Origin of the sequence: Streptomyces sp. Root1310 (genome assembly GCF_001426425.1) — a bacterium.
GTDB lineage: Bacteria > Actinomycetota > Actinomycetes > Streptomycetales > Streptomycetaceae > Streptomyces.
In genome coordinates, this window is the sequence record NZ_LMEQ01000030.1 from 239,947 (window position 1) to 266,148 (window position 26,202).

Below are 26,202 nucleotides of genomic sequence, written 5' to 3' on the forward strand. Positions count from 1 at the left end.
CCTCGTACGAAAGTGAAGCCCGCTCCCATGGCCGACATGCCTGACACGCCTGACACGCGAGACGTCGTTGCACTCATTCTCGAGGATCACCGAAGGATGGAGGATCTCTTCCGGCTGATGCGCAGCGTGGAAGCCGACCGGGCAGCCGCCCTGCGGGAGTTCGCCGATCTGCTGATCGCGCACGCGCTGGCGGAAGAAGCGAAGGTGTACCCCGCCCTCAAGCGTTTCAAGAAGATCGAGGACGAAGAGGTCGAGCACGGCGAGGAGGAGCACGAAGAGGGCAACAAGGCGCTCCTCGAGCTCCTGGAGGTCGACGAGGTCGGCTCGGACGAGTGGGACGAGAAGCTGGAAGAGCTCGTCGAGGCGATCGCCCACCACACCGACGAGGAGGAGCGCACGATCCTCAACGGCGCCCGTGAGAACGTCGCCATGGAGCGACGGGAGGAGCTGGGCGAGGCGTTCCTGGAGGAGAGGGGGCGTCAGCTGAAGGCCGGCTGCGGCGCTGTGGAGAATGTGCGCCGTATCGTCGGCTCCTGATCGCGGCTCCTGACCGCTGCTCCTTACCGCTCCTCCTCGCGCGACCTCGGATCGCGACTCGTCGCATGACCTCTGATCGCGGCCGGCAAGCCCTCGCGGGAGCCACTGACGCTTCGGCTCGCCGGCCGCGAACCATCGCGCCGCGCGACGGACGCCCGCGGATCCCTGGCGCCTGCGGATCCCGGATGCCGCGTATCGGGGATGCCCGCGGACCGGTGGCGCCCGGCGGAGAGCGCGCCGGAGCCGGGGGATCTCGGGCCGCAGCCGGGGGATTTCGGGCCGGTCGCTGCCGGGCTGGGCGGAGACTCGGCGCGCGGCCGCTCGCCGGCCGGTGCCTTCGCCGTCCGCCGACGGCGCCGGGCTGCCGGCAGGCCTCGGCCGTGCGGAGCCCCCGGCACGGAGTTCGCCTCATTCCGGGCCGTCGGCACGCGTGCGCAGGGCCTGGTACACGGACCACACCACGGCCACCAGCGGTACGGCGACCACGGCGCCGATCACCCCCGCCGCGACCGCTCCGCCGACGACCGCCAGCGCGACCACCACCGGGTGCAACCGGACGGCCCAGCTCATCACGAGGGGGTGCAGGAGGTGGCCCTCGATCTGGCCGATGACCACGATCAGGGCCACGACCACCAGGGCGATGACCGCTCCCTTCGACGCGAGTGCGACAACGGCCGCGATCGCCAGGGCGATCGGCGAGCCGATCAGCGGGATGAACGCGGCCAGGAACTCCAGCAGCGCCAACGGCACCGCCAGGGGCACCCCCAGGGCGAACAGCGCGATACCCACGAGCACCGCGTTGGTCGCGGCCACCAGCAGGATGCCGTGCGTGTAGCCGGTGAAGGTCCGCCAGGCGGCCCGCCCCGCGACCGTGACCTGCCGCCGTGCCCCTTCGTGGAGCTGGTCGCACACCCACTGCCATTGCCGGTCGCCGGAGTAGGTGAAGAAGACCGCGCAGAACACGGCCAGGGCGAGCACGGTCAGCACCTCGATCAGGCGGCTCGCGCCGCTGAGCGCCGTGCTGATGAGGGTGGAACGGTGGCTCGACAGCAGCTTGCCGATCCGGGACTGGAGATCGTCGAACGCGTCCGGGGGAAGCCGGAAGGGAGGCTCCTCCAGCTGGCGTTCGATGCGGTCGATCCCCGTGACGAACTCCTTCTCCAGCCCACTGCGCTGGTCCGCCGCGGTCTCACCCACCAGGGCCAGCGCGCCGAGAACGAGGACGATGCCGCCGATGAGTGCCACGGCGACCGCGAGCGGCCGGGGCATGAAGCGGGCGAGGAGCCCGGCCACGGGGCGGAGTACGGCGGTGATGACCAGCCCCAGGAAGACGGCGACGGCGATCCGGTGGAACTGCCCGAGCACGGAGAAGGTGACGTGGACGACGACGCCGACGGCGATGATCCGCCACGCGTACGCGGCCGCGGTCCGCAGCAGACCCGGTACGTGCGGCTCCCCGCTGCCCGGACGTTCGAGCGGCAAGGCGGGCTGATCGGGGGGTGTGGGCATCTCATGCCCGTACCACTCGCCGACCGTCCGGGAGCGGCGGAGCCCCGAAGTTCCCCCGAAGGCCGGTAGGACCGCCGCACCTCACCGCGGCCGGATCACGGCGTCTTGCCGAACTGCCCCCTGGGCGAGGTCCTCTGCCGCGCCGACCGCGCCGACCGCGCCGACCGCGCCGACCGCGGCCACCGTGCCGACCGCGGCCACCGTGGCGTCAGAACCCTTCACGCATCACGCCCGGCGCCCGGTCGGCGAGGGGGGAGGGTGCGCTGCGTGTCGTTCGGCCGGCAGGCGCATCAACGCCGACGGCTCCCACCCCTGAGGACAGGGTAGGAGCCGTTCGGATGCCTTGCCGTCTACGACGTCGGCGGTTCACGCGTGGCGGTGCGAACGCCGGTTGCCCGTGACGAGGCGGTAGAGGGCGAGCAGGATGAAGGAGCCTACGATCGCGGCGATCCAGGTGGAGAGGTCGAAGAACCCGTCGATGGAGTCGACTCCGAAGATCACCTTGCCGAGCCAGCCGCCGAGCAGACCGCCGGCGATGCCGATGAGCATGGTGATGATGATGCCGCCGGGGTCCTTGCCCGGCATCAAGGCCTTGGCGATGGCGCCGGCGAGCAGACCGATCACGATCCACGCGATGATGCCCATGGTGTCTCTCCGCTTCGTCGTGTAAAGACAGTGTCAGTTTCTCGTGTGCACCATTTGCCTTCGAACAAACGTCTATGGCGAATACTTGGTGGGACGAGGAGAGACGACCCGGCTTCGACGACGGGGAGGGCGGGGCGGGAGGCGCCGGCGCGACGCGGGTGCCTGTGGTGGCGACACGCTCCGCGCGGCCGCCTCCCCCGGTCCGGCCGCCGGACTCTCAAGGCTCCGACGGCCGGTGGACTGTCGGAGCCGCGAAGACCGGCGGCCGGTCACGGCTTCGACGGCCGGCGGACCGTCAGGGCCCCGACAGCCGGCGCCCGGTGTCCCGGGTGAGCGGTCCGAGGTCCTCGGCTCTACAGCGAGGGTGCCGAGCCCGGCAGCGGGCGCCCCGCCGACTCGGCCATGAACCACACCGCCACACCACCGATGACGGCCGCGGCCATCATGTAGTAGGCGGGCATCATCATGTTCCCGGTCGCCCCGATCAGGGCGGTCACCACCAGCGGGGTGGTGCCGCCGAAGAGCGACACGGAGACGTTGAAGCCGATCGACAGCGATCCGTAACGGACCTTCGTCGGGAACAGCGCCGGCAGGGCGGCCGGCATCGCCGCGGTGAAGCAGACCAGCAGCAGGCCCAGCGCGCCCATGCCGAGCGCGACCGCGAACAGGCTGCCCTGGCGGATCAGCAGCAGGGCGGGGACGGACAGCAGCAGGAATCCCGCACAGCCCGCGGCGATCACCGGTCGGCGGCCCACACGGTCCGTCAGGGCTCCCGCGAAGGGCTGGACGATCATCATCACGGCCATCACGCCGAGTACGACGAGCAGGCCGTGCGTCTCGTCGTAGTGGAGCTCACCGGTCAGATAGCTCGGCATGTACGACAGCAGCATGTAGTCGGTGACGTTGAAGACCAGCACCAGGCCGACACAGAGCAGCAGCGCCCGCCACTGGCCCACGACCATCCGGCGCAGCGGCACCTTCGGGCGGTTCGACTCGGCCTTCTCGATCTCGGCCGCGAACGCCGGGGTCTCCTCCAGCCGCATCCGCAGGTACAGGCCGACGATGCCCATCGGGCCCGCGATCAGGAACGGGATGCGCCAGCCCCAGCTCAGCAGGTCCTCCGTGGACAGCAGGGCGGTCATCACCGTGACCAGACCGGCGCCGCCGATGTACCCGGCGAGCGTGCCGAACTCCAGCCAGCTGCCGAGGAAGCCGCGCCGCTTGTCGGGTGCGTACTCGGCGATGAAGGTGGAGGCGCCCGCGTACTCGCCGCCGGTGGAGAAGCCCTGCACCAGGCGGGCTGCCAGCAGGAGCACCGGGGCTCCGACGCCGATCGACGCGTATGACGGGATGAGGCCGATGGCGAAGGTGCCCGCGGCCATCAGGATCATGGTGAGGGCCAGCACCTTCTGACGGCCGACGCGGTCGCCGAGCGGCCCGAAGACCATGCCGCCGATCGGTCGGACCAGGAAGGCGGCGGCGAAGGCGCCGAAGGTGGAGAGCAGCTGGGTGGTCGGGTTCCCGGACGGGAAGAAGACCTTGCCCAGGGTGACCGCGATGTAGCTGTAGACGCCGAAGTCGAACCATTCCATCGCGTTGCCCAGCGCGGCGGCCCGCACCGCGCGTTTCACCAGTGCGGGGTCCGTGGTGGTGGCGTTCTCGGGGACGGTGGCGTTCTTCGGGACGGTCGGGAGGGACGGCGGTGGAGAGGCGACTGTGGCACTCGGCAAAGCTTCGCTCGCCTACTTTCGTCGGGGGCAGGGACGGGTCTGCTCGACGGCGCCGGCGGCAGGCCAAAGAGCGACGATAGGCGGACATGTCCCCCTCACGGGCTGTGCGCACTTCGCTGCATGCTGCACGTAAATGTGCTGTGGGCAGGCCCGTAGCGCCGCTCCGGAGGGCACTTCACGGGATCATGGTGTGACCCATCTCGCGTCCCGCGCACGCAACCGAACCGCCTCACCGGGCCGAGGGAACCCGGGACCGCGGCCCGGTCACCTACGCGGACGCTGACGCGGGCTCGGGCCCGTACGCGGATGCGGGCTCGGGCAAGGGCTCGGGCACGGACACCGAAGGCGGCACACGGACACCGAAGGCGGCCTGTTCCGTACCCTGGCGGCATGCGCATGCGCCCCACTCTGAGCTGGACCCCCGCGGAGGACCTGCCGCCGGGGACGACCGATCCGGAGCGGGTCGTCGACGCGCTGGGCGCCGGTGGTGTGCTGGTGCTCAGCGGGGCCGGCATCTCCACGGAGTCGGGCATCCCCGACTACCGGGGCGAGGGCGGGAGCCTGAGCCGGCACACCCCGATGACCTACCAGGACTTCACCTCCGATGCCCGGGCCCGGCGGCGGTACTGGGCGCGCAGCCACCTCGGATGGCGCACCTTCGGGCGTGCCCGGCCCAATGCCGGTCACCGGGCGGTGGCCGCGTTCGCGCGGCACGGACTGCTCTCGGGCCTGATCACCCAGAACGTCGACGGCTTGCACCAGGCCGCGGGCAGCGAGGACGTCGTGGAACTCCACGGGAGCCTGGGCCGGGTCGTCTGCCTCTCCTGCGGTGCCTTCAGTCCGCGTCACGAGCTCGCCCGGCGGCTGGCGGAGGCCAACGCGGACTTCGAACCCGTGGCGGCGGCGATCAACCCGGACGGGGACGCCGACCTCACCGACGAACAGGTGGGGGACTTTCGGGTGCTGCCCTGCACGGTCTGCGGCGGCATCCTCAAACCGGACGTCGTGTTCTTCGGCGAGACCGTTCCGCCGCCGCGCGTGGAGCACTGCCGCGCGCTGGTCCGCGAGGCGGCTTCGCTGCTGGTCCTGGGCTCCTCGCTGACGGTGATGTCCGGACTTCGGTTCGTCCGCCAGGCGGGCCAGGCCGGGAAACCCGTGCTGATCGTCAACCGGGACCCGACCCGGGGCGACCAGCACGCCGTCACCCGGGTCGCGCTCCCCTTGGGGCCGACGCTCACCACCGTGGCCGCCCGGCTGGGCATCCCGCTCGACGAACAGGGGGCGCCCGCGTAGGACCGTGACGGCGAGCGTGGCGGGTCCGCTCTTCGGTCCTTCCGCGGGTGCTACCTGCCGAGGTCGCGCAGCACTTCTCTGGCGGCGCGCGCACCCGAGGCCATCGCCCCTTGGACCGAGCCCGTGGCCCGGTGGTCACCGCACACGTATCTGCCTCGGGCTACCCGGGTCGTGCGGCTGAGTTCCTGAGGGGGCGCCATCGCGGGCAACGCGTCGGGGACCGTACGGACGGTCAGCAGGTCCCAGCGGTCGGCATCGGTGTCGTATACCTCGCTCAGCGCCGCGCGCAGCGCGCGTTCCCGGCCTTCGGTGTCCGCGCCGAGCACCGAGGTGGCCACGAGTGCCCGGCCGTCGGGCGCGTACGAGGCCGCCACATTGCTCAGCACACACGTGTTGAGGAAGCGGCGCCGGGTGTCCACCAGCAGAGTGGGCTCGTCCAGCGGCGGGCCCGGCATGGCGTGGTAATAGGTCGTCACCGCGCGGTACGCGGGCACGGTGACACCGGGCAGGAGGGTCCCGGCCGGTCCCGGTCCGGTGGCCACCACCACGGCGCGCGCCGGGACGAGTTCGCGGGCGGTGGTCTCCACTCCGTCGTCCGTCAGACGCCCGACCGGTGTCTCCCGTCGCACGGTGCCCTTCGGCAGCGACGCCGCCAGGGCGAGAGGCACCGCACCGATACCCGCGGCGGGCAGGCTCTGGGTGCCGCGCAGCATGCTGCGCCACACGAGATGGAAGACCCGGGCGGACGTCTCCAGCCGGTCTTCGAGGAACACCCCGGACAGGAAGGGCAGGAAGAAGCGCTCGACGAACGCGTCGGTGAAGCCCGCGTCGGCAAGGGCCTGGCGCGTGCTGCGATCTGGCCGCCGCTTCAGGCGGTGCGGCGGGGCCACCGCGTCCGAGGCCGCGAGGGCGCCCAGCGCCGCCAGATCGCGCGGTCCCGCGAGCCTTCCCGACAGGAGGTCGACGAGCGTGGACGGGTGGGCGCGGGGGTCGGTCAGGCGGCGCCTGCCCTTGTCGGTGTGGATGAGGACGCCCCGGTCGAAGGGACGTAGGTCCAGCCCGTCACCGGTCAGGCGTCGCCGGACCTGCGGGTAGGACGGGTTGAAGACCTGGAAGCCGCGGTCGATCACGAAGCCGTCCACCCGGTCGGAGCGCATCCGGCCACCGACCTCGTCGGAGGCTTCCAGGATGCGCACGCCGACGCCGGCGGCCAGCAGGTCCTGAGCACAGGCGAGGCCGGCGACGCCTGCTCCGATCACCACGACGTCCGATGATCGTTCGGTTGCGGTCACGTTGACTTCCCTCCATCACCTTTCACCGGGTCGCCCACCGAAACAAGGGGCCAGTGCCGCCATGCGGCTGCGCACCGTCTCCTCCACTTCGTTCCCGACCGGGAGAACGGATGCGGGTCGGGCCGGATTCCGGGCTTCGTGTACCGGTCAATGGTGGCGGCATGTGTGTTCGGTTCGGCCGAGATCCGCCAGGGGCAGGCCGAACGCATATGCGCGGTGCAATGGACATGCAGAACGACGAGATGCCCGGGCTTCGCGCGCCCCGATGTGCGCGTTGAATGCGCTCTGTCAACCGAAGACCGGCGTGCCCTACCTTCACATCGCAGGACGAAAAACGTTCAACCTATCACTCCGTAAGGGAGTTGACGGGGAACAGCGTGCGTACTGCATCCGTCCGGGAATGGCTTGTCGCTGTGATGGGGGGAGCGTTATGGATATGCGCTACGAGGCGTTTTCGTACGCCGACAAAGTGTTCTACGATTCGCCGGTCCGATGGGCGGCCGTGGAGGAGTTCGCGGCCGTCGGTGAACCCTTACCCGACGGCTGGCTGGCCTCCGCGAGAGAGGTGTGGGTGGGCCGCCGGCCCGCCGACGTCGAACTGCCCGACCAGGGCTGGAAGATTCACGTCTCCGCGTGTCTGGACAACGCGGAGCACATTCTCTCCGTCGTCGGCTCGTACTGCTTCGAACAGCGCGTGGCCCACAAGTTCCTGCGCAGCCCGGCCCTCGTGCAGACCCAGAACGCGAAGTACGCCTCGCGCGGGTCCAGCGGCAAGTTCATGACCCTGTACCCGGTCGACGAACCCGAGCTCGAGCGGTGTCTCACCGACCTGGACGAAGCTCTCGCCGGCCTGCGCGGACCGTACATACTCAGCGACCTGCGCTGGCGCAACGGGCCGCTCTACCTGCGCTACGGCGGCTTCACGGAGCAGTTCTGCCGATCCGAGACCGGTGAACTGGTCCTGGCCCTGCGCGAACCCTCGGGCCGACTCCGCCCGGACGTGAGACGCGCCGTGTTCGAGGTGCCCGAGTGGGCTCCCGTGCCCGCCGTCCTGGCCCAGGCCCTGACCGACCGGGCCGCGACGAGCACGGCCGACTTCCCGTACACGGTCGAACGGGCCCTGCACTTCTCCAACGGCGGAGGCATCTACATCGCGCGCCCCGCCACCGGCGGCGATCAGGTGGTCCTCAAGGAGGCCCGACCGGACGCCGGCCTCGACCAGCGCGGCGACGACGCCGTACTGCGGCTCGGCAGAGAGCACGACATCCTGCGGCGCCTGGAAGGCGTACCCGTCGTGCCGGCCGCGCTGGGCCGCCTCACGGCCTGGGAACACCACTTCCTGGTGCAGGAGTACGTGCCCGGCGAGCCCCTGAACAGATGGTTCGGGCGGCGCTACCCCCTGGTCCATCCCGATCCCGACCGGGAGACGATCGACCGCTACCGGGAGGAGGCGCTGACCGTCCTCGCCGGCGTCGAGGAGGGGCTGCGCGCCATCCACGCGCGCGGTGTCGTCTTCGGAGACCTCCACCCGCGCAACCTGATCGTCCGCCCGGACGGACGGGTGTGCTTCGTGGACTTCGAACTCGCCTCGCCCGCCGACGCGTTCGTCAGACCCGCGCTCGGCGCCGCCGGCTTCGCCGCCCCTCCCGACCTCGAGGGCTACGCGATCGACACGTACGCGCTCGACGCCCTCCGGTTGTGGATCTTCATGCCGCTGCTGCAGCTGACCTCGCTGGACCCGGGGAAACGGGACGAACTGACGGACGCCGCCGCGAGACGCTTCGGACTGCCCGCCCGACCGGCCGACGGCCGGCCGCCCGCACCGCCCCAGGCCCCGCCTCCCGCGCTCTCGCAAGCCCCGCCTCCCGCCCCGCCCTCCGTACCACCCGCCGATCCCCGCGAACGCGCCGCACCGGCAACCCTGTTCAGCGGCGACCGCGCCGACTGGCCCGCGCTGCGGGACTCGCTGGTCGCGGCGATCAACGCCAGCGCCACCCCCGAGCGCACCGATCGCCTCTTCCCCGGAGACCCCAGCCAGTTCACCCACGACGGACTCGGCCTCGCCTACGGCGCGGCGGGCGTGCTCTGGGCCCTGCACACCGTGGGTGCGCCCGTCGACCCCGACCACGTCGAATGGCTCGGGGAGGCCGTCGCACGCGAACCCTGCCGTCCCGGCCTCTACACCGGCGCGCACGGAGTGGCCTTCGCCCTGGACCGGCTCGGTCACACGCGGCAGGCGCACAACCTCCTCGACCGGCTCCTCAAGGACCCGCTCGACGCCCAGGGGAGCGATCTGGCCGGTGGTCTGCCCGGCATCGGGCTGACTCTGCTGCACTTCGCCGGCACCACCGCCGACGCCTCCCTGCACGCCGTCGCGGTCGATGTCGCCGAACGTCTCGCCGCCCGCCTGAAACCGGACTCCGGCAAGGCAGGCCCGGCACCCGCCCGCCGCCCGGGGCTGCTGCACGGCGCATCCGGCGCGGCCCTGTTCTTCCTGAGCCTCCACGACAGCACCGGTGACGCCGGGCTGCTGGACCTCGCGGAACACGCCCTCGACCTCGACCTGGCCCGATGCGTCCTGGGCGACGACGGGACCCTCCAGGTCGACGACGGCAGCCGGGTCCTGCCGTACCTCGAATCGGGCAGCGCCGGCATCGCCGCGCCCCTGCACGCCCTGCTGCGCCACCGCCCAGACCCGCAGCGCCGACGCAGCCTCGAACAGATCCGCGGCGCCGCCGAGCCCGAGTTCATCGTCCAGTCCGGCCTGTTCAACGGGCGGGCGGGGCTGATCCTGCTGCTGCGCCTGCTCCAGGACGACACCACACTCCACGACCAGGTCATCCGACGCCACATCCGGCGCCTGGTCTGGCATCTCGTCCCCTACCAGGGGCACGCGGCCTTCCCCGGCGAGCAGTTGCTGCGCCTGTCGATGGACCTCGCCACCGGCTCGGCCGGCGTCCTGCTCGCGCTCGGCTCGGCCCTCGCCGACACCCCGGCGCTGCCCTTCTGGAACGGCCGAGGGGCCGCGGCTCCCGCGTCCCTCGCCCTCCCCAAGGCGTCCTGACCGCCCTCCGACGGCAGCGGCGCCCCCTGCGACACACGGTCGCAGCCCAGAGTTTCCGGCGATCGCCGGAAAGCCCCAACCGAAGTGACAGGAGTACACCATGTCCATCCTCAGCCTGCAGGCCCTGGAGACCCCCGAGGAGACCACCGAGTACCTGTCGGTGCTCAGCTCCCTCAGCGCCGTCAACTGCACCAACAGCACCGTCAGCACGCTGCTGTGCCTGTAGTCGCACCGCCCGGGCCGTCCGACCGCCCCACCCTCGGATGACCTGGTGAACAGAGCCGGCCCGGGCTGAGGGACAGCCCGGGCCGGCGTTCTCGTGCCGCCCCGCAGACCGCCCGTCCATCTCCCGCAGGAGCCCCCGTATGAGACAGGACCACCGACAGCAGCCACAGCGGAGCGGGGCTCCCGATCGTACGGCTTCGCCCACCCTCGCACAGGATGCCCGACCGCCCCGGAACGGCCTGCCGAGCGCCCCCGCCCGATGGTGCTGGCCCACCGTCCTCGCCCTCTCGGTGGCGACGAGTTCGGTCGCCGCGCTGGTGCTGCCCGCCGCCCTCGCCGCGGCCGTCGACCGTGCCCTGTCCGGCGACGCCGGGGCGGGCGTCGCGCCGCTCGCCGCGGTCCTCTGCCTGCTCACGGCGGCCGAGACCCTCGCGCAGTACGCCGGCCCGCGCGCCACCGCCGAGGCGACGGCACGGCTGCGCGCCGCCCTGATACGGCACATCATGGCCGTCGGCCCGTACCCCGCCCGGCGGACGGCCACCGGAGACCTGGTCGCCCGGATCACCGCGAGCGCCGCCGAGGCCGGACTGAGTGTCCAGGCGGCCGTGTACGCCGTCGCCCAACTCGCCATGGCGGCCGGCTCCGTGCTCGCCCTCGGGCTGCTCGCCCCGGAACTGGCCGCCGCCTTCGGGATCACGGCGCCCGTGGGCTGGCTGCTGCTGCGCCGCCATCTGCGGCGGACCGTGCGACGGGGAGAGGGCTATCAGGCCGCACAGGCCGCCGTGGCCGCCCGGCTGCTGGACGCCCTGGCCGGCCACCGCACCATCGCGGCCGCCGGAACGGTCGAGCGCGAGATCGAGCGCGTCCTGGCACCGGTACCCGAACTCTCCCGGCACGGCCGCGCCCTGTGGGACAGCCAGCGCCGGGTCGCCTGGTCCACCGGACTGCTCGCCCCCGCGACCCAGATCACCGTGATCGCCGTCGCCGGGTACGAACTGTCCACCGGGGCACTGGGCGCGGGCGGCCTCGTCGCCGCGCTCGGCTACGCCACGCTGGGACTCGGCGGGTTCGGCACCGCGCAGAGCCTGCTGGACCACGCCCGGGCCCGAGCCGGACGCCGGCGGGTCCACGAGGTCCTCGCGCCGCCCCGGCAGCCCCCTGGGCTGCGCGGCCTGCCGCCGGGACCCGGACACGTCGAGCTGCACGCGGTCACCGTACGCAGGGCGGGCTGCACCGTCCTCGACGCGCTGGACCTCACGCTCCCCGCCGGGCGCTGCGTCGCCCTCGTGGGCCGCTCCGGCGCGGGCACCTCCCTGCTGGCCGCGGTGGCCGGGGGACTCCTGGCCCCGGAGCGCGGCACCGTGCTGCTCGACGGCGTACCCATGGACGAGATCCGCCCCGCCGACCTGCGCGCCGCCGTCGCCTACGCCTTCAGCGACCCGCGGCTGACCGGCGCCACGGTCCTCGACGCGCTGCGCGTCGCGGCTGAACCCCTCCCCGAAGCCCGGGTCCGCGCGGCCGCGCGAGCCGCCCAGGCCGACGTCTTCATCCGGCGTCTGCCCGCCGGCTATCTGACCCCCGTCCGTGACGCGCCCCTCTCCGGAGGGCAGCGCCAGCGCCTGGGACTCGCGCGCGCCCTGGCCCGCGACGGCCGGCTGCTCGTCCTCGACGACGCGACGTCCAGCCTGGACTCCGCCACCGAGGCCGCGGTCCTGCGTGCCATCGACGACACCCACGCCCACCGCACCCGGCTGGTCGTGACGCGCCGGACGGCCACGGCCGCCCGAGCGGACCTCGTGGTCTGGCTGCACGAGGGCCGCGTCCGGGCCCTCGCCCCGCACCACGAGCTGTGGCGCCTGCCCGCCTACCGCGGCATGTTCCGCGGTGCCGGGGACGCGCAGGGCTGAACAGGAAAGGACGACACCCGTGGGACACCCCATGGCGGAACACACCGCCCGCCCGCCCCGCCCGACGCCGCGTCCGGCCGCCCGCTCCCTCACCGCGGCCAACGGCACAGCCCTGCGCCTGATCCGCGGCGGCCTCGCGGACAACCGCGCCGCCGCCCTCCGGCTGACGTGGTGGACACTGCTCTCCGCCGCGCCCGCCCTCGTCTGCGGCAAGGCCCTCGCCCTCGCCGTCGACCGGGGCTTCCTGCTGGACCGGCCCCGCACGGCGGCCCTCGGACTGGGCCTGTTCGCCCTGTGCACGCTCGGCGGTGCCTGGGCGAGCCGGCAGACCTACCCCTGGCTCGCCGAGATCGTCGAGCCGCTGCGGGACCGCCTGCTCCGCGACGTCGTCACGGGCACCCTGCACCGCGCGGTGACGCCGGGCGCGGCGCGGGACGACTGCGCCGCGGTCGCCGTCGCCCGGCTCACCCGGCAGGTCGAGACCGTACGGGACGCGCTCGCCGGCCAGCTCATGCTCCTGTGGCAGTTCGTCCTGACGGTCGCCGCCGTCGTCACCGGCACCGCCGTCCTCGCCCCGGCCGCCGTCCCCCTGGTCGCCGGCCCGCTCCTCGTGGCCCTCGCACTCTTCGCCGTCCTGGCGCCCGCGACCGTCCGCAGACAACGAGCGGCGTTCGACGCCGAGGAGGCCCTGGCGGGCCGCGCGGTCGAGACCGTCGAGGCGCTGCGGGACATCGTCGCCTGCGGAGCCCACGAGCACGCGCAACGCGAGGCCCTCGACGCGGTGCGCCGGCACCTGCGCGCATCGAGGGCGCTCGCCTCCGTGTCCGCGCTGCGCCGCCTGATCGTGGCGCTGGGCGCGCACAGCCCTCTCCTGCTCGTCGTCCTCGCCGCGCCGGTCCTGCTCGCCCACGGCATGACCGCCGGCGAGATCGTGGGCGTGCTCGCCTACGTCCTGGCCACGCTGGAACCGGCGATCCGGCTGCTGGTCCAGGGCCTCGGCGCCTCCTGGCTGCGCCTGGCCGTGGCGGCCGAGCGTCTCGCCGACGCCGCGCGCCGCCCGGAGCCCCGCCCGGACCCCCGACCCGCCCTGCGGCCCGCGGACGGCTCGGCCACCCTGTCGGGGGTCGCCTTCGCCTACGGCCCGGAGGCCGAACCCGTGCTCGACGGGCTCGACCTGTCCCTCGCCGACGGCGACCACCTCGTCGTCGTCGGCCCTTCCGGCATCGGGAAGTCCACGCTGGCGGACCTGCTGACCGGCATGCTGACGCCGCACCGCGGCCGGATCCTCCTCGGCGGTGTGCCCCTGGACCGGATCGCCCGGCAGGACCTGGCACACGCCCGGGTCCTGCTGCCGCAGACCCCCTACGTCTTCGCGGGCACCCTGCGCGAGAACCTCTGCCACCTCGCTCCCGGCACCCCCGACGGTGTCCTCGCCGAGGCGGTGGCGGAACTGGGGATGAGCGCTCTGGTGGAGCGGCTGGGCGGACCCGGGGGCCGGGTCGATCCGGCCGGACTCTCCTCCGGCGAACGCGAACTCGTGGCCCTGGCCCGCGCCTACGTCTCCACCGCCCGACTGGTCGTCCTCGACGAGGCCACCGGTCACCTCGACGCGGCGGCCGAGCGGCAGGTGGAGGAGGCGTTCCGCCGACGGCCCGGAACCGTCGTCACCATCGCGCACCGCATAAGCTCGGCCCGCAGCGCGGACCAGGTGCTGCTCCTGGACGGAGGCCGACCGCGCGTCGGCACGCACCGGACCCTGCTGGCCCAAGTCCCGCTCTACGCCGACCTGATGGGCCACTGGCGAACGGGCGCGACCGAAGACGGTCGGCCCGGGGACGCCCACCCGGGGGATGCCCACGTCCGTGACAGCCGTGCCAGGGAGGCTCACGCCAGGGACTGCCACGCCGGGGATGCCCACGTCCGTGACAGCCATGCCAGGGAAGCTCTCGTCGGAGACGGCCACCCCGGAGACGGACACGCCAGGGACGCCCATCTCATGAACGCCCACGCCAAGGACGGCCACCCCCGGGACGCCCACCCGGGGGATGCCCACGTCCGTGACAGCCGCGCCGGGAACGCTCACGCCGGGGACGGCCGCCCCGGGGACAGCCCCGCCCGGGGCGACCGCGCGGTGGCCCGGCTCAACAGCCCGGACGCAGCATCAGATCGCTCATCGTCGCGTCCCGTGGCAGATCCAGCGCCGTGACGACGGCGGCCGCCACGGACGTCGGGCTCATATGGGCCTCCGGCACGTAGGGCAGACCGAACTGCCCGTGCAACCGGACCTGCATCGGCGTGTCCGTCTCTCCGGGGTACACCGTGGTGACCCGCACGCCGTGCGCGAACTCCTCCGCCCGCAGGGACTCGGCCAGCGCCTTCAGCCCGAACTTGGACGCGGCGTAGGCGCTGAGCCGCGGCGGCGCGTGCACACCGGCGCCCGAGTTCACGAAGACCACGTGTCCCCGGCTCTCACGCAGCGCGGGCAGCAGCAAGCCCGTCAGCTCCGCCGGGGCGATCAGATTCACGGCGAGCGTGTCCTGCCAGACCTCCGCGCTCAACTCGCCCACCCGGCCCGACTCCGCCACCCCGGCCACGTGCAGCAGCGAGTCCAGCCGCCCGGGCAGCGCCTGCGCCTCCAGTCGGGCTCGTATGGCTCCCGGTACGGACAGGTCGGCCACCAGGGTCCGGCTGCGGGGGAACCGGGCCCGCAGCTCTCCGGCCCGCGCCTCGTCCCGTGCCAGCAGCCACAACTCCTGTCCCCGCGAGGCGAACAGCGCCGCCAACGCCGCGCCGATACCCGAACCCGCACCGGTGATGAGGTGAACTCCCATACCCTGATTCATACCCAATATCACCACCTCACCCCTTACGTGGCGGACGAGTTGGGGACGCCAGGCCGTCCGCGCGTCCGGCCGCAGGTCAGGTCAGCCACCGGCCGTCGCGCATCAGCTCGCGGTCCGACAGCTCGTTCTCCTCGCGCCAGGCCTGGATGCGGCGCGGGACGATCCGGAACCAGCGGTACGACGTGGCCGACGCGCGCGGATCGAAGCCCGTGCGTTCGGCGAACCGGTCGCCTCGCTCCCGCGGCAGCGCGTCGAGTTCGAGGACGTCGACCTCGCCGTCGATCATGGTGACGTCGCGGGTGCGGCCGAGCGCCAGCCGCACCACACGGGACGCGGCCAGGTTCCTGCCGGTGGGGCTGTTCGTCGGGGTGGCGGCCAACAGGGCCTCCCCGTCCCAGTCGAAGGACAGCGGCACCAGGTACGGCGCGCCGTCCGCCGAGGCGCTGGCCACCCAGACGTCGACGTCGTGGGTGAGCCGGTGTTCGGTGTCGTGACGACGCTGAGCGTGGGAGCGGGGTTCGGTGTGCATCGGTCCTCCGGGAGTCCGTCGTGGTCACGATCGGCAGAAGTCCGGTCGTGGGTCACGATCGCCCCGGGAATCCCGCCGGGCCGGTCGCGGTGGTCACAGACTCTCCCGGCACGGGTGCGGGTCGCCTCCGTGCCCACCACGGAATCCGCCACGGACGAACGGATATCGAGACGGATAATGAGGCGGTGATCGGTTCAGAGATATCCGCCCGGGAAGCCCAGGTGCTCGCACTGCTCGGGGAGCACCTCAGCAACGCGGAGATCGCCGCGCGGCTGGTCATCTCCGTACGCACCGTCGAGTCGCACGTCTCCTCGCTGCTGCGCAAGCTCCAACTGCCCGACCGGCGGGCGCTCGCCCGGCACGCGGCCGAGTTCGCCCGCACCGAACCCTCGGTCGCGGCACCCGCCCTGCCGGCCCCGCTGACGGCGTTCGTCGGCCGGGTGGCGGAGCGCGGGCAGTTGGCCGAGGCGGTGAAAGCGCACCAGTTGGTGACGGTGGTCGGCCCCGGTGGGGTGGGCAAGACGCGCCTCGTGCTGGCGGTGGCGGCGGAGATGGCGGACGACTTCGCCGACGGGGTGTGGTTCGTCGACCTCGTCCCGGTCACCGAACCGGGTCGGGTGGGCGCGGCCGTCGCGGCGGCCGTGGGGGTGGGCGAGCAACCGGGGCGCGGCATCGACGAGGCGGTGCTCGCCGCGCTGACGGACCGCCGGGCGCTGCTGGTGCTGGACAACTGCGAGCGGGTGAGCGACGCGGTGGCGCCGTTCCTGGAGCGGCTGTTGGCGGTCTGTCCGCGGTTGCGGGTGCTCGTGACCAGCCGGGCCAGGCTGATGGTGCCGTTCGAGCGGGTCTTCCAGGTACCGCCGCTGTCGCGGGCGGGCGGTGACCGGTCGGAGGCGGTGGCGCTGTTCATGGACCGCGCGTCGGCGGTCGGCCAGCCGCCCGGACCGGCGTCGAACGAGGAGGTCGTGACCATCTGCGAACGGCTCGGCGGCATGGCGCTGGCGATCGAGCTGGCGGCGGCACGCTGGTCCACCCTCGGACTGGACGGCCTCACGGCAGGCCTCTCCGATCCGCTGCGGATCCTCACCGGCGGGCCCCGCGCCGACGACCGGCACCGGTCGGTGCGGGCGGTGCTGGACTGGAGCCATGACCTGCTGGAGCCGCAGAGCCGGGCCCTGCTGCGCCGGGTGTCGGTGTTCGTGGCGCCGTTCACCGCGGAGGCGGCCGCCGAGGTCGCCGGGTTCGCTCCGCTGGATCCCGCCGCGGTCGTCGACGGGCTCGGCAGACTCGCCGAGCAGAGCCTCCTGGCCGTGACGTCCTCGGCCACCGGCACCCGGTACCACGCGCTGGAGACCATCCGCCAGTACGGGACGGAACGGCTCACCGGCGCCGACGAACTCGTCCAGGTCCGATCCCGACACCTGGACTGGTGCTCGACCGGCGCGCGTGCCCTCGTCGGAGCGTCGGGCGCGGACTGGCGCGCCCGGTTCGAGGCCGTGGCGGACGACCTCCGGGCCGCCCTCACCTGGGCGTCCGACCGGCCGGATCGCCGCGCGGACGCGCGTCGCCTCGCCCTGTCCCTGGCCGAGCTGGCCTTCTTCCGCAATCTGCTCGGCGAGTCCCAGCAGCGGTACGAGCAGGCGGCCGGGCTCTCCGACGACGCCGACGGGGCCGCGGCACTGCGGCAGGCCGCCGCGGTCGCCGGGTGCCGAAGGCTCGGGGACGAGATGTTCCGGCTGCGCCGGGCCGCGGCGGACGCCGCGCGCCGGGCCGGGGACACCGCCGGTGCGGGCGGCGACCTGGCGGCCGCCGCCACCGACGCGTACCGCTTCTCCAGCACGTTCGCGCAGGTGCCCTCCCGGGAAGAGGTGACGGCCCTGCTCGCGGCGGCGCAAGAGCTGGCCGGTGACGCCCCGGCCGCTCGGGCGGCTGTCGCGCTGGCCGAGGCGGCGGTCGTCGCCGACGCGTTCGGCGCCGTCCAGGGCGAGCTGGACAACACCGTGGAGGAGACGGTCGTACGCGCCGAACGCGCCGTCGACCTCGCCCGGTGCGCGGGCGACCCGGTGGCGGAGTCGGCCGCCCTCGACGCGCTCTCCGGGGCCCGGGCCTGGACCGGTGAGGCCTTCGCCGCCGCGTCCGCCGCCCGGCGCCGGATCGACGTCCTGGACTCTGCGCCGCGTACCCCGGCCGGTGCGCACGAGCTCATGGACGCCCTCGCCATGGCCGCCGGAACCGCCGTCGGAGTGGGCCGGCTGCCGGAAGCCCGCCGGTGGGGCGGACAGCTCGCCGACCACCCGCTGCTCGCCGAGGTGGGGCACCACGCCACGTCCTGGCTGCTGGTCGCGGACGCCTTCGCCGGCCGTGCCGACCAGGTGCTCACCGGCAGTGCGCGGTTCCTCGACGCGTGGGAGCGGAGCGGCCGTCAGCGGTCGTTCTCGCTCGGCCCCGCCGCCGCCGCGGTCGCCATGGTGCACGGCCTGCGCGGCGACCACGACGGCCGGGACACCTGGCGCGCGATCGTCGACCGGGCGGGCAACGCACCCGAGCACCGCCACGGCTACGGGGCGGTCTTCGACGCCATGGTGCTGCTCCACGACGGGGACGCGGATGCGGCGGCGCGGCGGCTCGCGCCGGAGCCGGATCAGGTGTGGAAGTGGGTGTCCTGGGTCTGGCTCCACTGGTACGTGGCGCTTCGGGCGGAGGCAGCGGTGCTCACCGGGCACCCGGACGCCCGGGCCCGGATCGACGCCGCCCGCACGGTGGTCGCCGGCAATCCGGTCGCCACCGCCCAGGTGGACCGCGCGCAGGCCCTGCTCGACGGCGACCCGGCACGGCAACTCGCCGCCGCCGCGGCCTTCGACGCGGCCGACTGCCCCTACCAGTCGGCGCGCACGCTGCTGCTCGCCGGGGGCGAACACGCCGCCGTGGGCACCTCCGTGCTGGCCGGCCTCGGTCTCGCACCCCTGGCCGTGCGGTAGCGGCGGCACCATCCGTGGGCGGTACGTGGGGGGCGTGGCCGGACGGCGCGGCGTGGCCGGGCGGAGCGGAGCCGAAGCCGCCCCACCGCGCCGCCCGTTCACCGGCCGGTGCGCCGTCAGCTCACGGCCTGCTTCACCAGTGCGGCGATCCGCGCCTCCACCTCGGCCGTCACCTCCGTCAAGGCGAAGGCGGTCGCCCACATCGTGCCCTCGTCCAGCTTCGCCGTGTCGTTGAACCCGAGTGTCGCGTAGCGCGACTTGAACTTCGCCGCGCTCTGGAAGAAGCAGACGACCTTGCCGTCCAGCGCGTACGCGGGCATGCCGTACCAGAGCTTCGGCGCGAGAGACGGGGCGTTGGCCGTGACGACGGCATGGACGAGCTCGGCCATCGTCCGGTCGGAGTCCTGCATCTCGGCGATCTTCGTGAGCACGTCCCGCTCCGCCTCCGCCGCCTTGTCCGCGCGGGAGCCGCGGCGCGCCGCCTTCTTCTGCCCCTCGGCGTGCTCCTTCATCGCGGCCCGCTCCTCGGCCGTGAATCCCTCGTACGTGCTGCCGTCGGTGCTGCTCATGGTTGCTCCCGTGGTCAAGGCGTGGACCGTGATCGGCCCGGCGGGTCCTGCCGGGCCCGTCGCTGTGGGTCACAGCCTCCCCCGGACGGCGACGGAGCGCCTCCGTGCTGACCACGGAAACCACCACGGAGAGGTCGGTACACGGCTGCGTACCTCTCCCGGCGACCAGGTCTTCGTCCTCCCGTCCGTGCCGTATCGCGAGGAGAACCCGGACCCGGCCGAGGAGGCCGTGGTGGTCATCGCCCGCAGCACCCGGGAGGCGATCGTCGTCGACCTGCCGCACCTGTACGTACCGGGGCGCGAGCGGGACTGACCGGCCGGTGACTTCCGCGCGCGGAGGCGGCTCAGTACGGGCTGGTCTCGCCCTCGGTCGTCACGCCGAAGGTGTTGAGGAAGTTGCTGACGAGCTGGTAGAAGCCGACCGTGATGACGAGGTCGGAGAGCTGACCCACCGTGAGGAACTCCAGCACCTCCGCGCGCTCGGCGTCGCTCAGGGTGTGCCGGGCGAGCAGGCGGTCCGTGCAGCGCAGGACCGACGCCTCCGCGTCCGACAGCCCCTCCGTGGAACCCGTGGCCGCGGCGGCGAGGGCGGCCCGGCTCAGACCGACCAGGCGGCCGATGTTCTCGTGGTGGTGGACCTCGTACGGCGCCCGGTAGACGCGGCCCACCCGCACGATGGCGAGCTCGCGCAACCCGTCCGGGAGCGCGTTGCGCTGCAGGATCGCGTCGGCCGTCTCCAGGAGGCCGGGGGCGAGCCGTGGCGAGTGCATGATCATGCGGAAGACGTTGAGCGAACCGCGCGCGGCGACGGCCTCCCGCAGCTCCGCCGGCAGGGCCGTCAGGTCGGGGTACTCCATGGGGGACTCCTTCGTCAGGGGCGGCCCGGCCGGACTTCCGGACCGGGTCGTGCCGTCCCACTGTGCCGCCGGGCCCCGGAGCGCCGCGAGGGCCTCGCTCCGGGACGGGGCACGGCCGTGGAGCTGGTGGCCGTCTGTCGGCGGGCTGTCGGCGGAGCCCCCTGACGACCCGTCAATGCGCGTCCGTGTCCCCCTGGCTGCGCACGACCTCCTTCACCTTGGCCACCGCGAAGCCCCAGCCCTGCGCGACGGTCGGCTTGGCCGGGACGGCGATCTCGTCGGGGTTGGTGAGCACGTCCAGCAGGACGGGCCCGGGGGTGCTGAACGCGCGCCGGACGGAATCCTCCAGTTCGGCCGGGTCGGTCACCCGGATGCCGGTGATGCCCATGGCCGTGGCGACGGCAGCGAAGTCGGGATTGTCCAGCACGGTGCCGAACTCCGGGAGCCCGGCCTGTTCCTGTTCGAGCTTGACCATGCCGAGCCTGCGGTTGTCGAAGACGACGAGCTTGACGGGGAGCCGGTTCGTCTTGAGTGTCAGTAGGTCGCCGAGGAGCATGCTCAGCCCGCCGTCGCCGCAGAAGGCCACCACCTGGCGGTCCCGGTCCAGGCACTGGGCGCCGAGGGCCTGGGGCATGGCGTTGGCCATGGAGCCCAGGTTGTAGGAGCCGATCAGCTGCCGCCGGCCGCGCATCTCGACGAAGCGCGAGAGCCACACGGTGGCCATGCCGGTGTCGGAGGTGAAGACCGTGTCGTCGTCGGCGAGGCGGTCCACCACGGCGGCCAGCGCCTCGGGACGGATGTCACCGGCGCGGTTGTCCAGGGCGGAGCGCAGGCGGCCCACCACACCCTTGTCGTGCGCGGGGTCGGCGAGCCGCGCCTGACCCTCGCGCCACCGCTCGAACCGTTTGCGGGCGTCCTCCAGATGCGAGCGGTCGCGCGCGTCCTCGCTTCCGGCGGGCGCGGCGCCGAGCCGGGCCAGCAGATCCCGGACGGTGGCGCCCGTGTCACCGACGAGCCCCACCTCCACGGGCACCCGGCGCCCGATGTGGGCGGCCTCGGTGTCCACCTGGATGACGGTCCGGCCCTCCGGATACCAGTCCCGGTAGGGGAAGTCGGTGCCCAGCAGCAGGAGCGTGTCCGCGTCCTGGAGAGCCGACGCGGCCGCCGGATTGCCGATCAGCCCCGTCTGGCCGACCTGGAAGGGATTGGCGTCGCCCTCGAATCCCTCCTTCGCCTTCAGCGTGAGCACCATCGGCGCGGCCAGCCGGTCGGCCAGGGCCAGGACGTCCTCTCGCGCGGCGCGGGCACCCCGTCCCACGAGCAGCGTGACCCGCCGTGCCCGGTCGAGCAGCTCGGCGGCCCGCCGGACGGCGGACTCGTCCGGTCGGCTCACCGGGGCGTTCAGCGAGAACCGGGCCGGCCGGTCCCCGCTCAGCTCCCGTTCCCCCAGGTCACCGGGGACGGTCAGCACGGCGACACCCTTGCGGCCCAGCGCGGTGCGCACCGCCGTCTCCAGCATCTGCGGCAGCTGGTCGCCCGAGGTGATCGTGGCCCGGAAGACGGCCACGTCGCTGAAGAGCGCGTCGTTGTCGACCTCCTGGAAGTAGTCGCTGCCGAGTTCGGCGAGCGGGACCTGCCCGGCGATCGCCAGCACCGGTGTACGGCTCTTGGCCGCGTCGTAGAGCCCGTTGAGCAGGTGCACCGAGCCGGGGCCGACGGTGCCCATGCACACGCCCAGCGTGCCGCTGAGCTGTGACTGGGCGCTCGCGGCGAAGGCCGCGGCCTCCTCGTGCCGACAGCCCACCCACTCCAGGCCCTCGGTGGTGCGGATGGCGTCGGTCAGCGGATTGAGGGCGTCGCCGACGACGCCGAAGACCTGGCGCACGCCAAGTTCGCTCAGCGCGTCCACGATGACGCGTGCGACGGTTCGGGCCACGGGATCCTCCAGATCAGACGGTGAAACGGTCGGGGTCGGCGGCGTTCCAGTCGGCCGCCCAGGAAGCGGGCGGCTCGGCGAGCAACTGCCCTGGCGCCAGCCACTCGTAGAGCTCCTCGAAGGAGAGTTCGGTGCGGGGGTCGATGCGCCGGCGGAGCATATGAGGACGCAGCTGCGCGGGATCGGTGACGCCCATGGACGCCATGATCTGCACCGCGCTCGCCACCGTCGCCTCCTGCAGGCGCCGGACCCGGAGCGTCTTGTCGCCGACGTGGAGGGCGCGGGCCCGCCGGGGATCCTGCGTGGTGACACCGGTGGGGCAGGTGTTCGTATGACACCGCTGCGCCTGGATGCAGCCGACGGCGAACATCATCGCCCGTGCGGAGTTGCCGTAGTCGGCGCCCTGCACCATGCGTTTGACCAGGTCCGTGCCGGTCGCGATCTTGCCGCTCGCGCCGATCCTGACGCGGTCGCGCAGACCCGCGCCGACGAGGGCGTTGTGCACGGTCAGGAGCCCCTCGGTGAGCGGGGTGCCGACGTGGTCGGCGAACTCCAGCGGCGCGGCACCGGTACCGCCCTCCGCCCCGTCCACCACGATGAAGTCCGGGGCGGTGCCCTCCGCCAGCATCGCCTTGCACACGGCGAGGAACTGGCGGCGCGATCCCACGCAGAGCTTGAACCCGGTCGGCTTGCCACCGGACAGCTCCCGCATCCCGGCGATGAAGCGCACGAGTTCGCGCGGTGTGGAGAACACCCGGTGGTAGGGCGGTGAGATCACCGTCCGGCCTTGGGGCACCTCCCGTACCCGGGCGATCTCGGCGTTGACCTTCGCTCCGGGCAGGACGCCGCCGATGCCGGGCTTCGCGCCCTGTGAGAGCTTGAGCGACACGCACTTCACGTGCTCGTGCGCGGCCTTGTCGGCGAACTCCGCCGGGTCGAAGTCGCCGTCGTCGGTCCGGCAGCCGAAGTAGCCGGTGCCGATCTCCCAGACGAGGTCACCGCCCGGCCGCAGGTGGTACTCGGACAGTCCGCCCTCGCCGGTGTCGTGGGCGAAACCCCCGGCCGCGGCACCCCCGTTGAGGGCGAGGATCGCGTTCGCGGAGAGCGAGCCGAAGCTCATCGCCGACACGTTCAGCAGCGCCATGTCGTACGGACGCCCGCAGTCGGGTCCGCCGATCCGCACCCGCGGTGCGGTCTCCGGCACCGGGCACGGCGCCATCGACGGCACCAGGAACTCGTGGCCGGGGCGGTAGACGTCCCGCTCGGTGCCGTACGGCTGCTCGGCGTCGGTCCCCTTCGCCCGCTCGTAGACGATGGTGCGGGTGTCCCGGTCGAAGGGACGGCCGTCGAAGTTCCGCTCGATGAAGTACTGCTGCAGTTCCGGTCGGATCTTCTCCAGGAGGAAGCGGGCGTGCCCGAGGACGGGATAGTTGCGCAGCACGGAGTGCCGGCGCTGCATCAGGTCCCCCGCGCCCAGCGCGCCGAGCACGAGCAGCGGCGCGGCGGCCGACCACCACCACGGGGAACTTCCCAGCGCGGCCGCGCCCGCCACGAGCGCGGCGACAAGAGCGAGGACCACCAGTCCGATACGTGTCACGTCCCCCTGGTTGCCGGGCAGCCGACGATCATGTCCCTCCGTTCCCTCCGGAGATCGTCAAGAATTGCGGCCGGCCCGGCCGGCGACCGCTTCCGGTTCTACCGGGTGACCACGTTGAACACCGGGTAGGTCCGCAGTTGCACGTCCGTGACACCGAGATCGCGCAGGATCGGGACGATGGTCTCGCCGAACTGCCGGGACGCCTCCTCGGACTCCCAGACGTCCACGACGAGCCAGCCGTTGTCGGTGGGGGCGGAGGTGTGCGAGATGAGTCCGGTCACCGGCCAGTCGGCGGGGCTCTCGACCGGGCCGGGTCGGCCGGACACCTTCTCCGCGCTCTGTTCGTACTGGGCCTGGGTCATCCCCGGCATGTCGAGCACCACGACGACGGCCATATTGCGTTCCCTTGCTGAGAGGTACGGAGTCTTTCGGCCAGTTGACCAGCCGGGCCCGCTTCCGGCGCGGCGGCATGGGCCGGACAGGGCACGCAGAGGGCCGGAACCTCGGCGGCACCCGGCCCCCGACACCCGGCCCCGGCACCCGGTACACGGCAATAGGCATCCCGCACCCGGCACCGGCCCGCGAGCCCGGGAAGGTGAGGCAAGGCGCGAGAAGTACGTGCCGCACCGGGCTCCGGCACATTGACTGCCCTGTCCGGCAGATAAGTCGGATAACCGTGCCGTCGACGGGGTAGGACGAACGCCGGGTGCCTTCCGATCGTGGACGGCCCCGCACACGGACCAGCCGGGACCACCCGGCAAGAATCGAAGGACGACCAGCATGGCCAGCGGCACCGTGAAGTGGTTCAACTCCGAAAAGGGCTTCGGCTTCATCGCCCAGGACGGCGGCGGACCGGACGTTTTCGCCCACTACTCCAATATCTCCGGCAACGGCTACCGGGAGCTGGTGGAGGGAGAGCCGGTCACCTTCGACGTGACCCAGGGGCAGAAGGGGCCGCAGGCCGAGAACATCGTCCGCGGCTGAGACGGCCGTCCGGCGCAGCACCCCGTGGATCGCGTGTAGGGTGGCATCACCGACGCGGGGTGGAGCAGCTCGGTAGCTCGCTGGGCTCATAACCCAGAGGTCGCAGGTTCAAATCCTGTCCCCGCTACGAGAAGAAGGGGTCCGGCATCGCCGGGCCCCTTCGCCGTGCGGGCACCCGGGGCCTCGACGGCGGTCACGCGCCGGGTGATGACCGACCGGACGGTCCCTGGACCTCGGCGGCAGCGCCTGTTTCCGCCCGGCCGGCGGCGACCGGTGGCTCGGCGCGGCCGGGCAGGAGCAGACACAGCGGGACGGCGACGGCGGTGAGGGCCACCGACCACCAGAAGGCGACGTCGAAGCCGTCGGCCAGGCCGGCCGGGGTCCGGGCGTCCCCGGCGGAGTGCTGGAGGACGACGGCGAGGACGGCGATGCCCACCGAGCCGCCGATCTGCTGGGCGACGCGCGTGATGATGCCGACGTCGGGGATCTCCTCATGGCGCAGACCCACGTAGGCGGCGCCGAAGGGCGCGATCATGGCGGCGCCCAGACCGATGCCGCGGACGAACAGTGCGCCCATGAGCAGGACCTCGTCGGTGCCGGCGGTGACGAAGGCGAACGGCACCGTGGCCGCGGTGACGAAGGCGAAGGCGGTGAAGGCGACCCGGCGGGGGCCGAGGCGGTCGCTGTACCTGCCCGCCAGTCCGCGTGCGACGAGCGCGCCGACGCCCTGCGGTACGAGCAGCAGCCCCGCGCCGAGGGCGTCCTCGCCGCGGACCTGCTGGAAGTACAGGGGCAGCAGCATCATCGCCCCGTACAGGGAGATGCCGCCCAGGAACAGCAGGGCGGAGGAGGAGGCCACCGCGCGGTGGCGGAACAGCCGCAGATCGACCAGCGCCCCGGCACGCGGCAGCGCCCAGGCGACGAAGCCGCCGACCAGGGCGAGTCCGCCGATCACCGGAATGAGGACGTCGGCGCCGGTGAAGCCCGCGCTGCCCGCGACCTGGGAGAGGCCGTAGAGGGTCGCGGCGACGCCGGGGGAGAGCAGGAGCAGGCCGACGACGTCCAGGCGGGCGCGGGGGCGGCCGGGCGCGGGACGGTCGTGGGGCAGGTTGCGCCAGGCGAGCCCGCCGCCGACGACACAGAAGGGGATGTTGACGAGGAACAGCCAGCGCCAGTCGGCCAGATGCAGGATGAGGCCGCCCAGGACCGGGCCGAGGATCGGGCCGAGCGCGGTGGGCACGGTGATGACGGCCATGACCTTGCCGATGTTGCGGCCCTGGGCGGCCTGCATGATCAGCGTGACCGTCAGCGGCATCATGATGCCGCCCGCGATGCCCTGGACGACCCGGAAGGCGATGAGACTGGGCGCGTTCCACGCCAGCGCGCTCAGGAGCGAGCCGAGCAGGAACACGGCCAGGGACGCGATCCACAGACGTCTGCCGCCCAGGCGTGACTGTGCCCATCCCGCGAGCGGGATGGTGACGAACAGGGCCAGCAGATAGCCGGTGCTCACCCACTGGATGGTGGACAGCGGCGCATCGAGTTCCCTCGCCAGGCTGTCCAGGGCGACGCTGACGATCGTGGTGTCGAAGACGACGGCGAGGGCGCCCACGATGACGGTGAACGCCGTGCGCCGCACCGCGGGGTCCACACGGTCGGGGCGCACCGCGGCGGACGTGGGTCCGGTCCGGTCGACAGCCAAGGGAG

At 73.0% G+C, this 26,202-nt stretch carries 21 protein-coding genes, 1 tRNA gene and 1 pseudogene; 10 read left to right on the plus strand and 13 right to left on the minus strand.

What is annotated here, in order from left to right:
* The first annotated feature begins 36 nt into the window (after positions 1-36).
* Positions 37-537 (plus strand): hemerythrin domain-containing protein, encoded by a 501-nt coding sequence (locus ASD48_RS28300; protein WP_057605025.1) that lies wholly within the window; start codon positions 37-39, stop codon positions 535-537.
* 408 nt (positions 538-945) lie between these two features.
* On the opposite strand, the gene ASD48_RS28305 is transcribed toward ASD48_RS28300, so the two are convergent.
* The 4 genes from ASD48_RS28305 to ASD48_RS28315 all read right to left on the minus strand — a co-directional run bounded on the left by ASD48_RS28305 (position 946) and on the right by ASD48_RS28315 (position 4,421).
* On the minus strand, positions 946-2,046 hold the full coding sequence (locus ASD48_RS28305) for an AI-2E family transporter (protein WP_057604568.1): 1,101 nt from the start codon (positions 2,044-2,046) through the stop codon (positions 946-948).
* An 81-nt stretch (positions 2,047-2,127) separates the two neighbouring features.
* A complete protein-coding gene (locus ASD48_RS45020; RefSeq protein WP_206780420.1) occupies positions 2,128-2,268 on the minus strand; it encodes a hypothetical protein in 141 nt (46 codons plus the stop codon).
* A 144-nt stretch (positions 2,269-2,412) separates the two neighbouring features.
* Positions 2,413-2,691: a GlsB/YeaQ/YmgE family stress response membrane protein gene (locus ASD48_RS28310; protein ID WP_057604569.1), complete on the minus strand. Its 279-nt coding sequence runs from the start codon at positions 2,689-2,691 to the stop codon at positions 2,413-2,415.
* 353 nt (positions 2,692-3,044) lie between these two features.
* The gene (locus ASD48_RS28315; RefSeq protein ID WP_057604570.1) at positions 3,045-4,421 is read right to left on the minus strand and encodes an MFS transporter; all 1,377 of its coding nucleotides are present in this window, start codon (positions 4,419-4,421) and stop codon (positions 3,045-3,047) included.
* A gap of 390 nt (positions 4,422-4,811) precedes the next feature.
* On the opposite strand from ASD48_RS28315, the gene ASD48_RS28320 reads away from it, so the two are divergent.
* On the plus strand, positions 4,812-5,714 hold the full coding sequence (locus ASD48_RS28320; RefSeq protein ID WP_057604571.1) for an NAD-dependent protein deacetylase: 903 nt from the start codon (positions 4,812-4,814) through the stop codon (positions 5,712-5,714).
* A 50-nt stretch (positions 5,715-5,764) separates the two neighbouring features.
* On the opposite strand, the gene ASD48_RS28325 is transcribed toward ASD48_RS28320, so the two are convergent.
* Positions 5,765-7,006 carry an NAD(P)/FAD-dependent oxidoreductase gene (locus ASD48_RS28325; RefSeq protein WP_057604572.1) on the minus strand — a complete coding sequence of 414 codons (1,242 nt, stop codon included), beginning with the start codon at positions 7,004-7,006 and terminating at the stop codon, positions 5,765-5,767.
* 436 nt (positions 7,007-7,442) lie between these two features.
* On the opposite strand from ASD48_RS28325, the gene lanKC reads away from it, so the two are divergent.
* From lanKC to ASD48_RS46055, 4 genes are all read left to right on the plus strand, one after another.
* Positions 7,443-10,070, plus strand: coding sequence for a class III lanthionine synthetase LanKC (lanKC, locus tag ASD48_RS28330; protein ID WP_057604573.1), 2,628 nt, complete (start codon positions 7,443-7,445; stop codon positions 10,068-10,070).
* A gap of 100 nt (positions 10,071-10,170) precedes the next feature.
* Entirely contained in the window at positions 10,171-10,296 is a 126-nt protein-coding gene (locus tag ASD48_RS43705; RefSeq protein ID WP_020127262.1) for a SapB/AmfS family lanthipeptide, read from the plus strand.
* A gap of 289 nt (positions 10,297-10,585) precedes the next feature.
* Positions 10,586-12,202: an ABC transporter ATP-binding protein gene (locus tag ASD48_RS28335; protein WP_242432756.1), complete on the plus strand. Its 1,617-nt coding sequence runs from the start codon at positions 10,586-10,588 to the stop codon at positions 12,200-12,202.
* Positions 12,203-12,233: 31 nt separating this feature from the next.
* Positions 12,234-14,408 (plus strand): ATP-binding cassette domain-containing protein, encoded by a 2,175-nt coding sequence (locus ASD48_RS46055; RefSeq protein WP_282438351.1) that lies wholly within the window; start codon positions 12,234-12,236, stop codon positions 14,406-14,408.
* Here the strand turns inward: ASD48_RS46055 and ASD48_RS28345 are convergent.
* Positions 14,344-15,033 (minus strand): SDR family oxidoreductase, encoded by a 690-nt coding sequence (locus tag ASD48_RS28345; protein ID WP_057604575.1) that lies wholly within the window; start codon positions 15,031-15,033, stop codon positions 14,344-14,346. The two genes, ASD48_RS46055 and ASD48_RS28345, sit on opposite strands and share 65 nt — an antisense overlap.
* A gap of 88 nt (positions 15,034-15,121) precedes the next feature.
* Entirely contained in the window at positions 15,122-15,574 is a 453-nt protein-coding gene (locus ASD48_RS28350; RefSeq protein WP_057604576.1) for a pyridoxamine 5'-phosphate oxidase family protein, read from the minus strand.
* A 185-nt stretch (positions 15,575-15,759) separates the two neighbouring features.
* On the opposite strand from ASD48_RS28350, the gene ASD48_RS46060 reads away from it, so the two are divergent.
* Complete coding sequence (locus ASD48_RS46060) at positions 15,760-18,552, plus strand: LuxR C-terminal-related transcriptional regulator (protein WP_057604577.1); 2,793 nt, start codon at positions 15,760-15,762, stop codon at positions 18,550-18,552.
* 116 nt (positions 18,553-18,668) lie between these two features.
* Here the strand turns inward: ASD48_RS46060 and ASD48_RS28360 are convergent, their stop codons facing one another.
* A complete protein-coding gene (locus ASD48_RS28360; RefSeq protein ID WP_057604578.1) occupies positions 18,669-19,121 on the minus strand; it encodes a DUF1801 domain-containing protein in 453 nt (150 codons plus the stop codon).
* Positions 19,122-19,251: 130 nt separating this feature from the next.
* On the opposite strand from ASD48_RS28360, the pseudogene ASD48_RS28365 reads away from it, so the two are divergent.
* A pseudogene (locus tag ASD48_RS28365) lies at positions 19,252-19,434 on the plus strand (cupin); the annotation flags it as partial.
* A 31-nt stretch (positions 19,435-19,465) separates the two neighbouring features.
* On the opposite strand, the gene ASD48_RS28370 reads toward ASD48_RS28365, so the two are convergent.
* From ASD48_RS28370 to ASD48_RS28385, 4 genes are all read right to left on the minus strand, one after another.
* The gene (locus ASD48_RS28370) at positions 19,466-19,978 is read right to left on the minus strand and encodes a carboxymuconolactone decarboxylase family protein (RefSeq protein WP_057604579.1); all 513 of its coding nucleotides are present in this window, start codon (positions 19,976-19,978) and stop codon (positions 19,466-19,468) included.
* Positions 19,979-20,150: 172 nt separating this feature from the next.
* The gene (locus ASD48_RS28375) at positions 20,151-21,914 is read right to left on the minus strand and encodes a thiamine pyrophosphate-dependent enzyme (protein WP_057604580.1); all 1,764 of its coding nucleotides are present in this window, start codon (positions 21,912-21,914) and stop codon (positions 20,151-20,153) included.
* Between the two features lie 13 nt (positions 21,915-21,927).
* Entirely contained in the window at positions 21,928-23,511 is a 1,584-nt protein-coding gene (locus tag ASD48_RS28380) for an FMN-binding glutamate synthase family protein (RefSeq protein WP_057604581.1), read from the minus strand.
* A 98-nt stretch (positions 23,512-23,609) separates the two neighbouring features.
* Positions 23,610-23,906 (minus strand): hypothetical protein, encoded by a 297-nt coding sequence (locus ASD48_RS28385; protein WP_057604582.1) that lies wholly within the window; start codon positions 23,904-23,906, stop codon positions 23,610-23,612.
* 385 nt (positions 23,907-24,291) lie between these two features.
* Between ASD48_RS28385 and ASD48_RS28390 the strand changes: the two genes are divergently transcribed.
* On the plus strand, positions 24,292-24,495 hold the full coding sequence (locus ASD48_RS28390) for a cold-shock protein (RefSeq protein ID WP_009192932.1): 204 nt from the start codon (positions 24,292-24,294) through the stop codon (positions 24,493-24,495).
* A gap of 53 nt (positions 24,496-24,548) precedes the next feature.
* Positions 24,549-24,622, plus strand: a tRNA-Met gene (locus ASD48_RS28395).
* 66 nt (positions 24,623-24,688) lie between these two features.
* Here ASD48_RS28395 and ASD48_RS28400 read toward each other — a convergent pair.
* Positions 24,689-26,197, minus strand: coding sequence for an MDR family MFS transporter (locus ASD48_RS28400; protein ID WP_057604583.1), 1,509 nt, complete (start codon positions 26,195-26,197; stop codon positions 24,689-24,691).
* Positions 26,198-26,202: the final 5 nt, after the last annotated feature.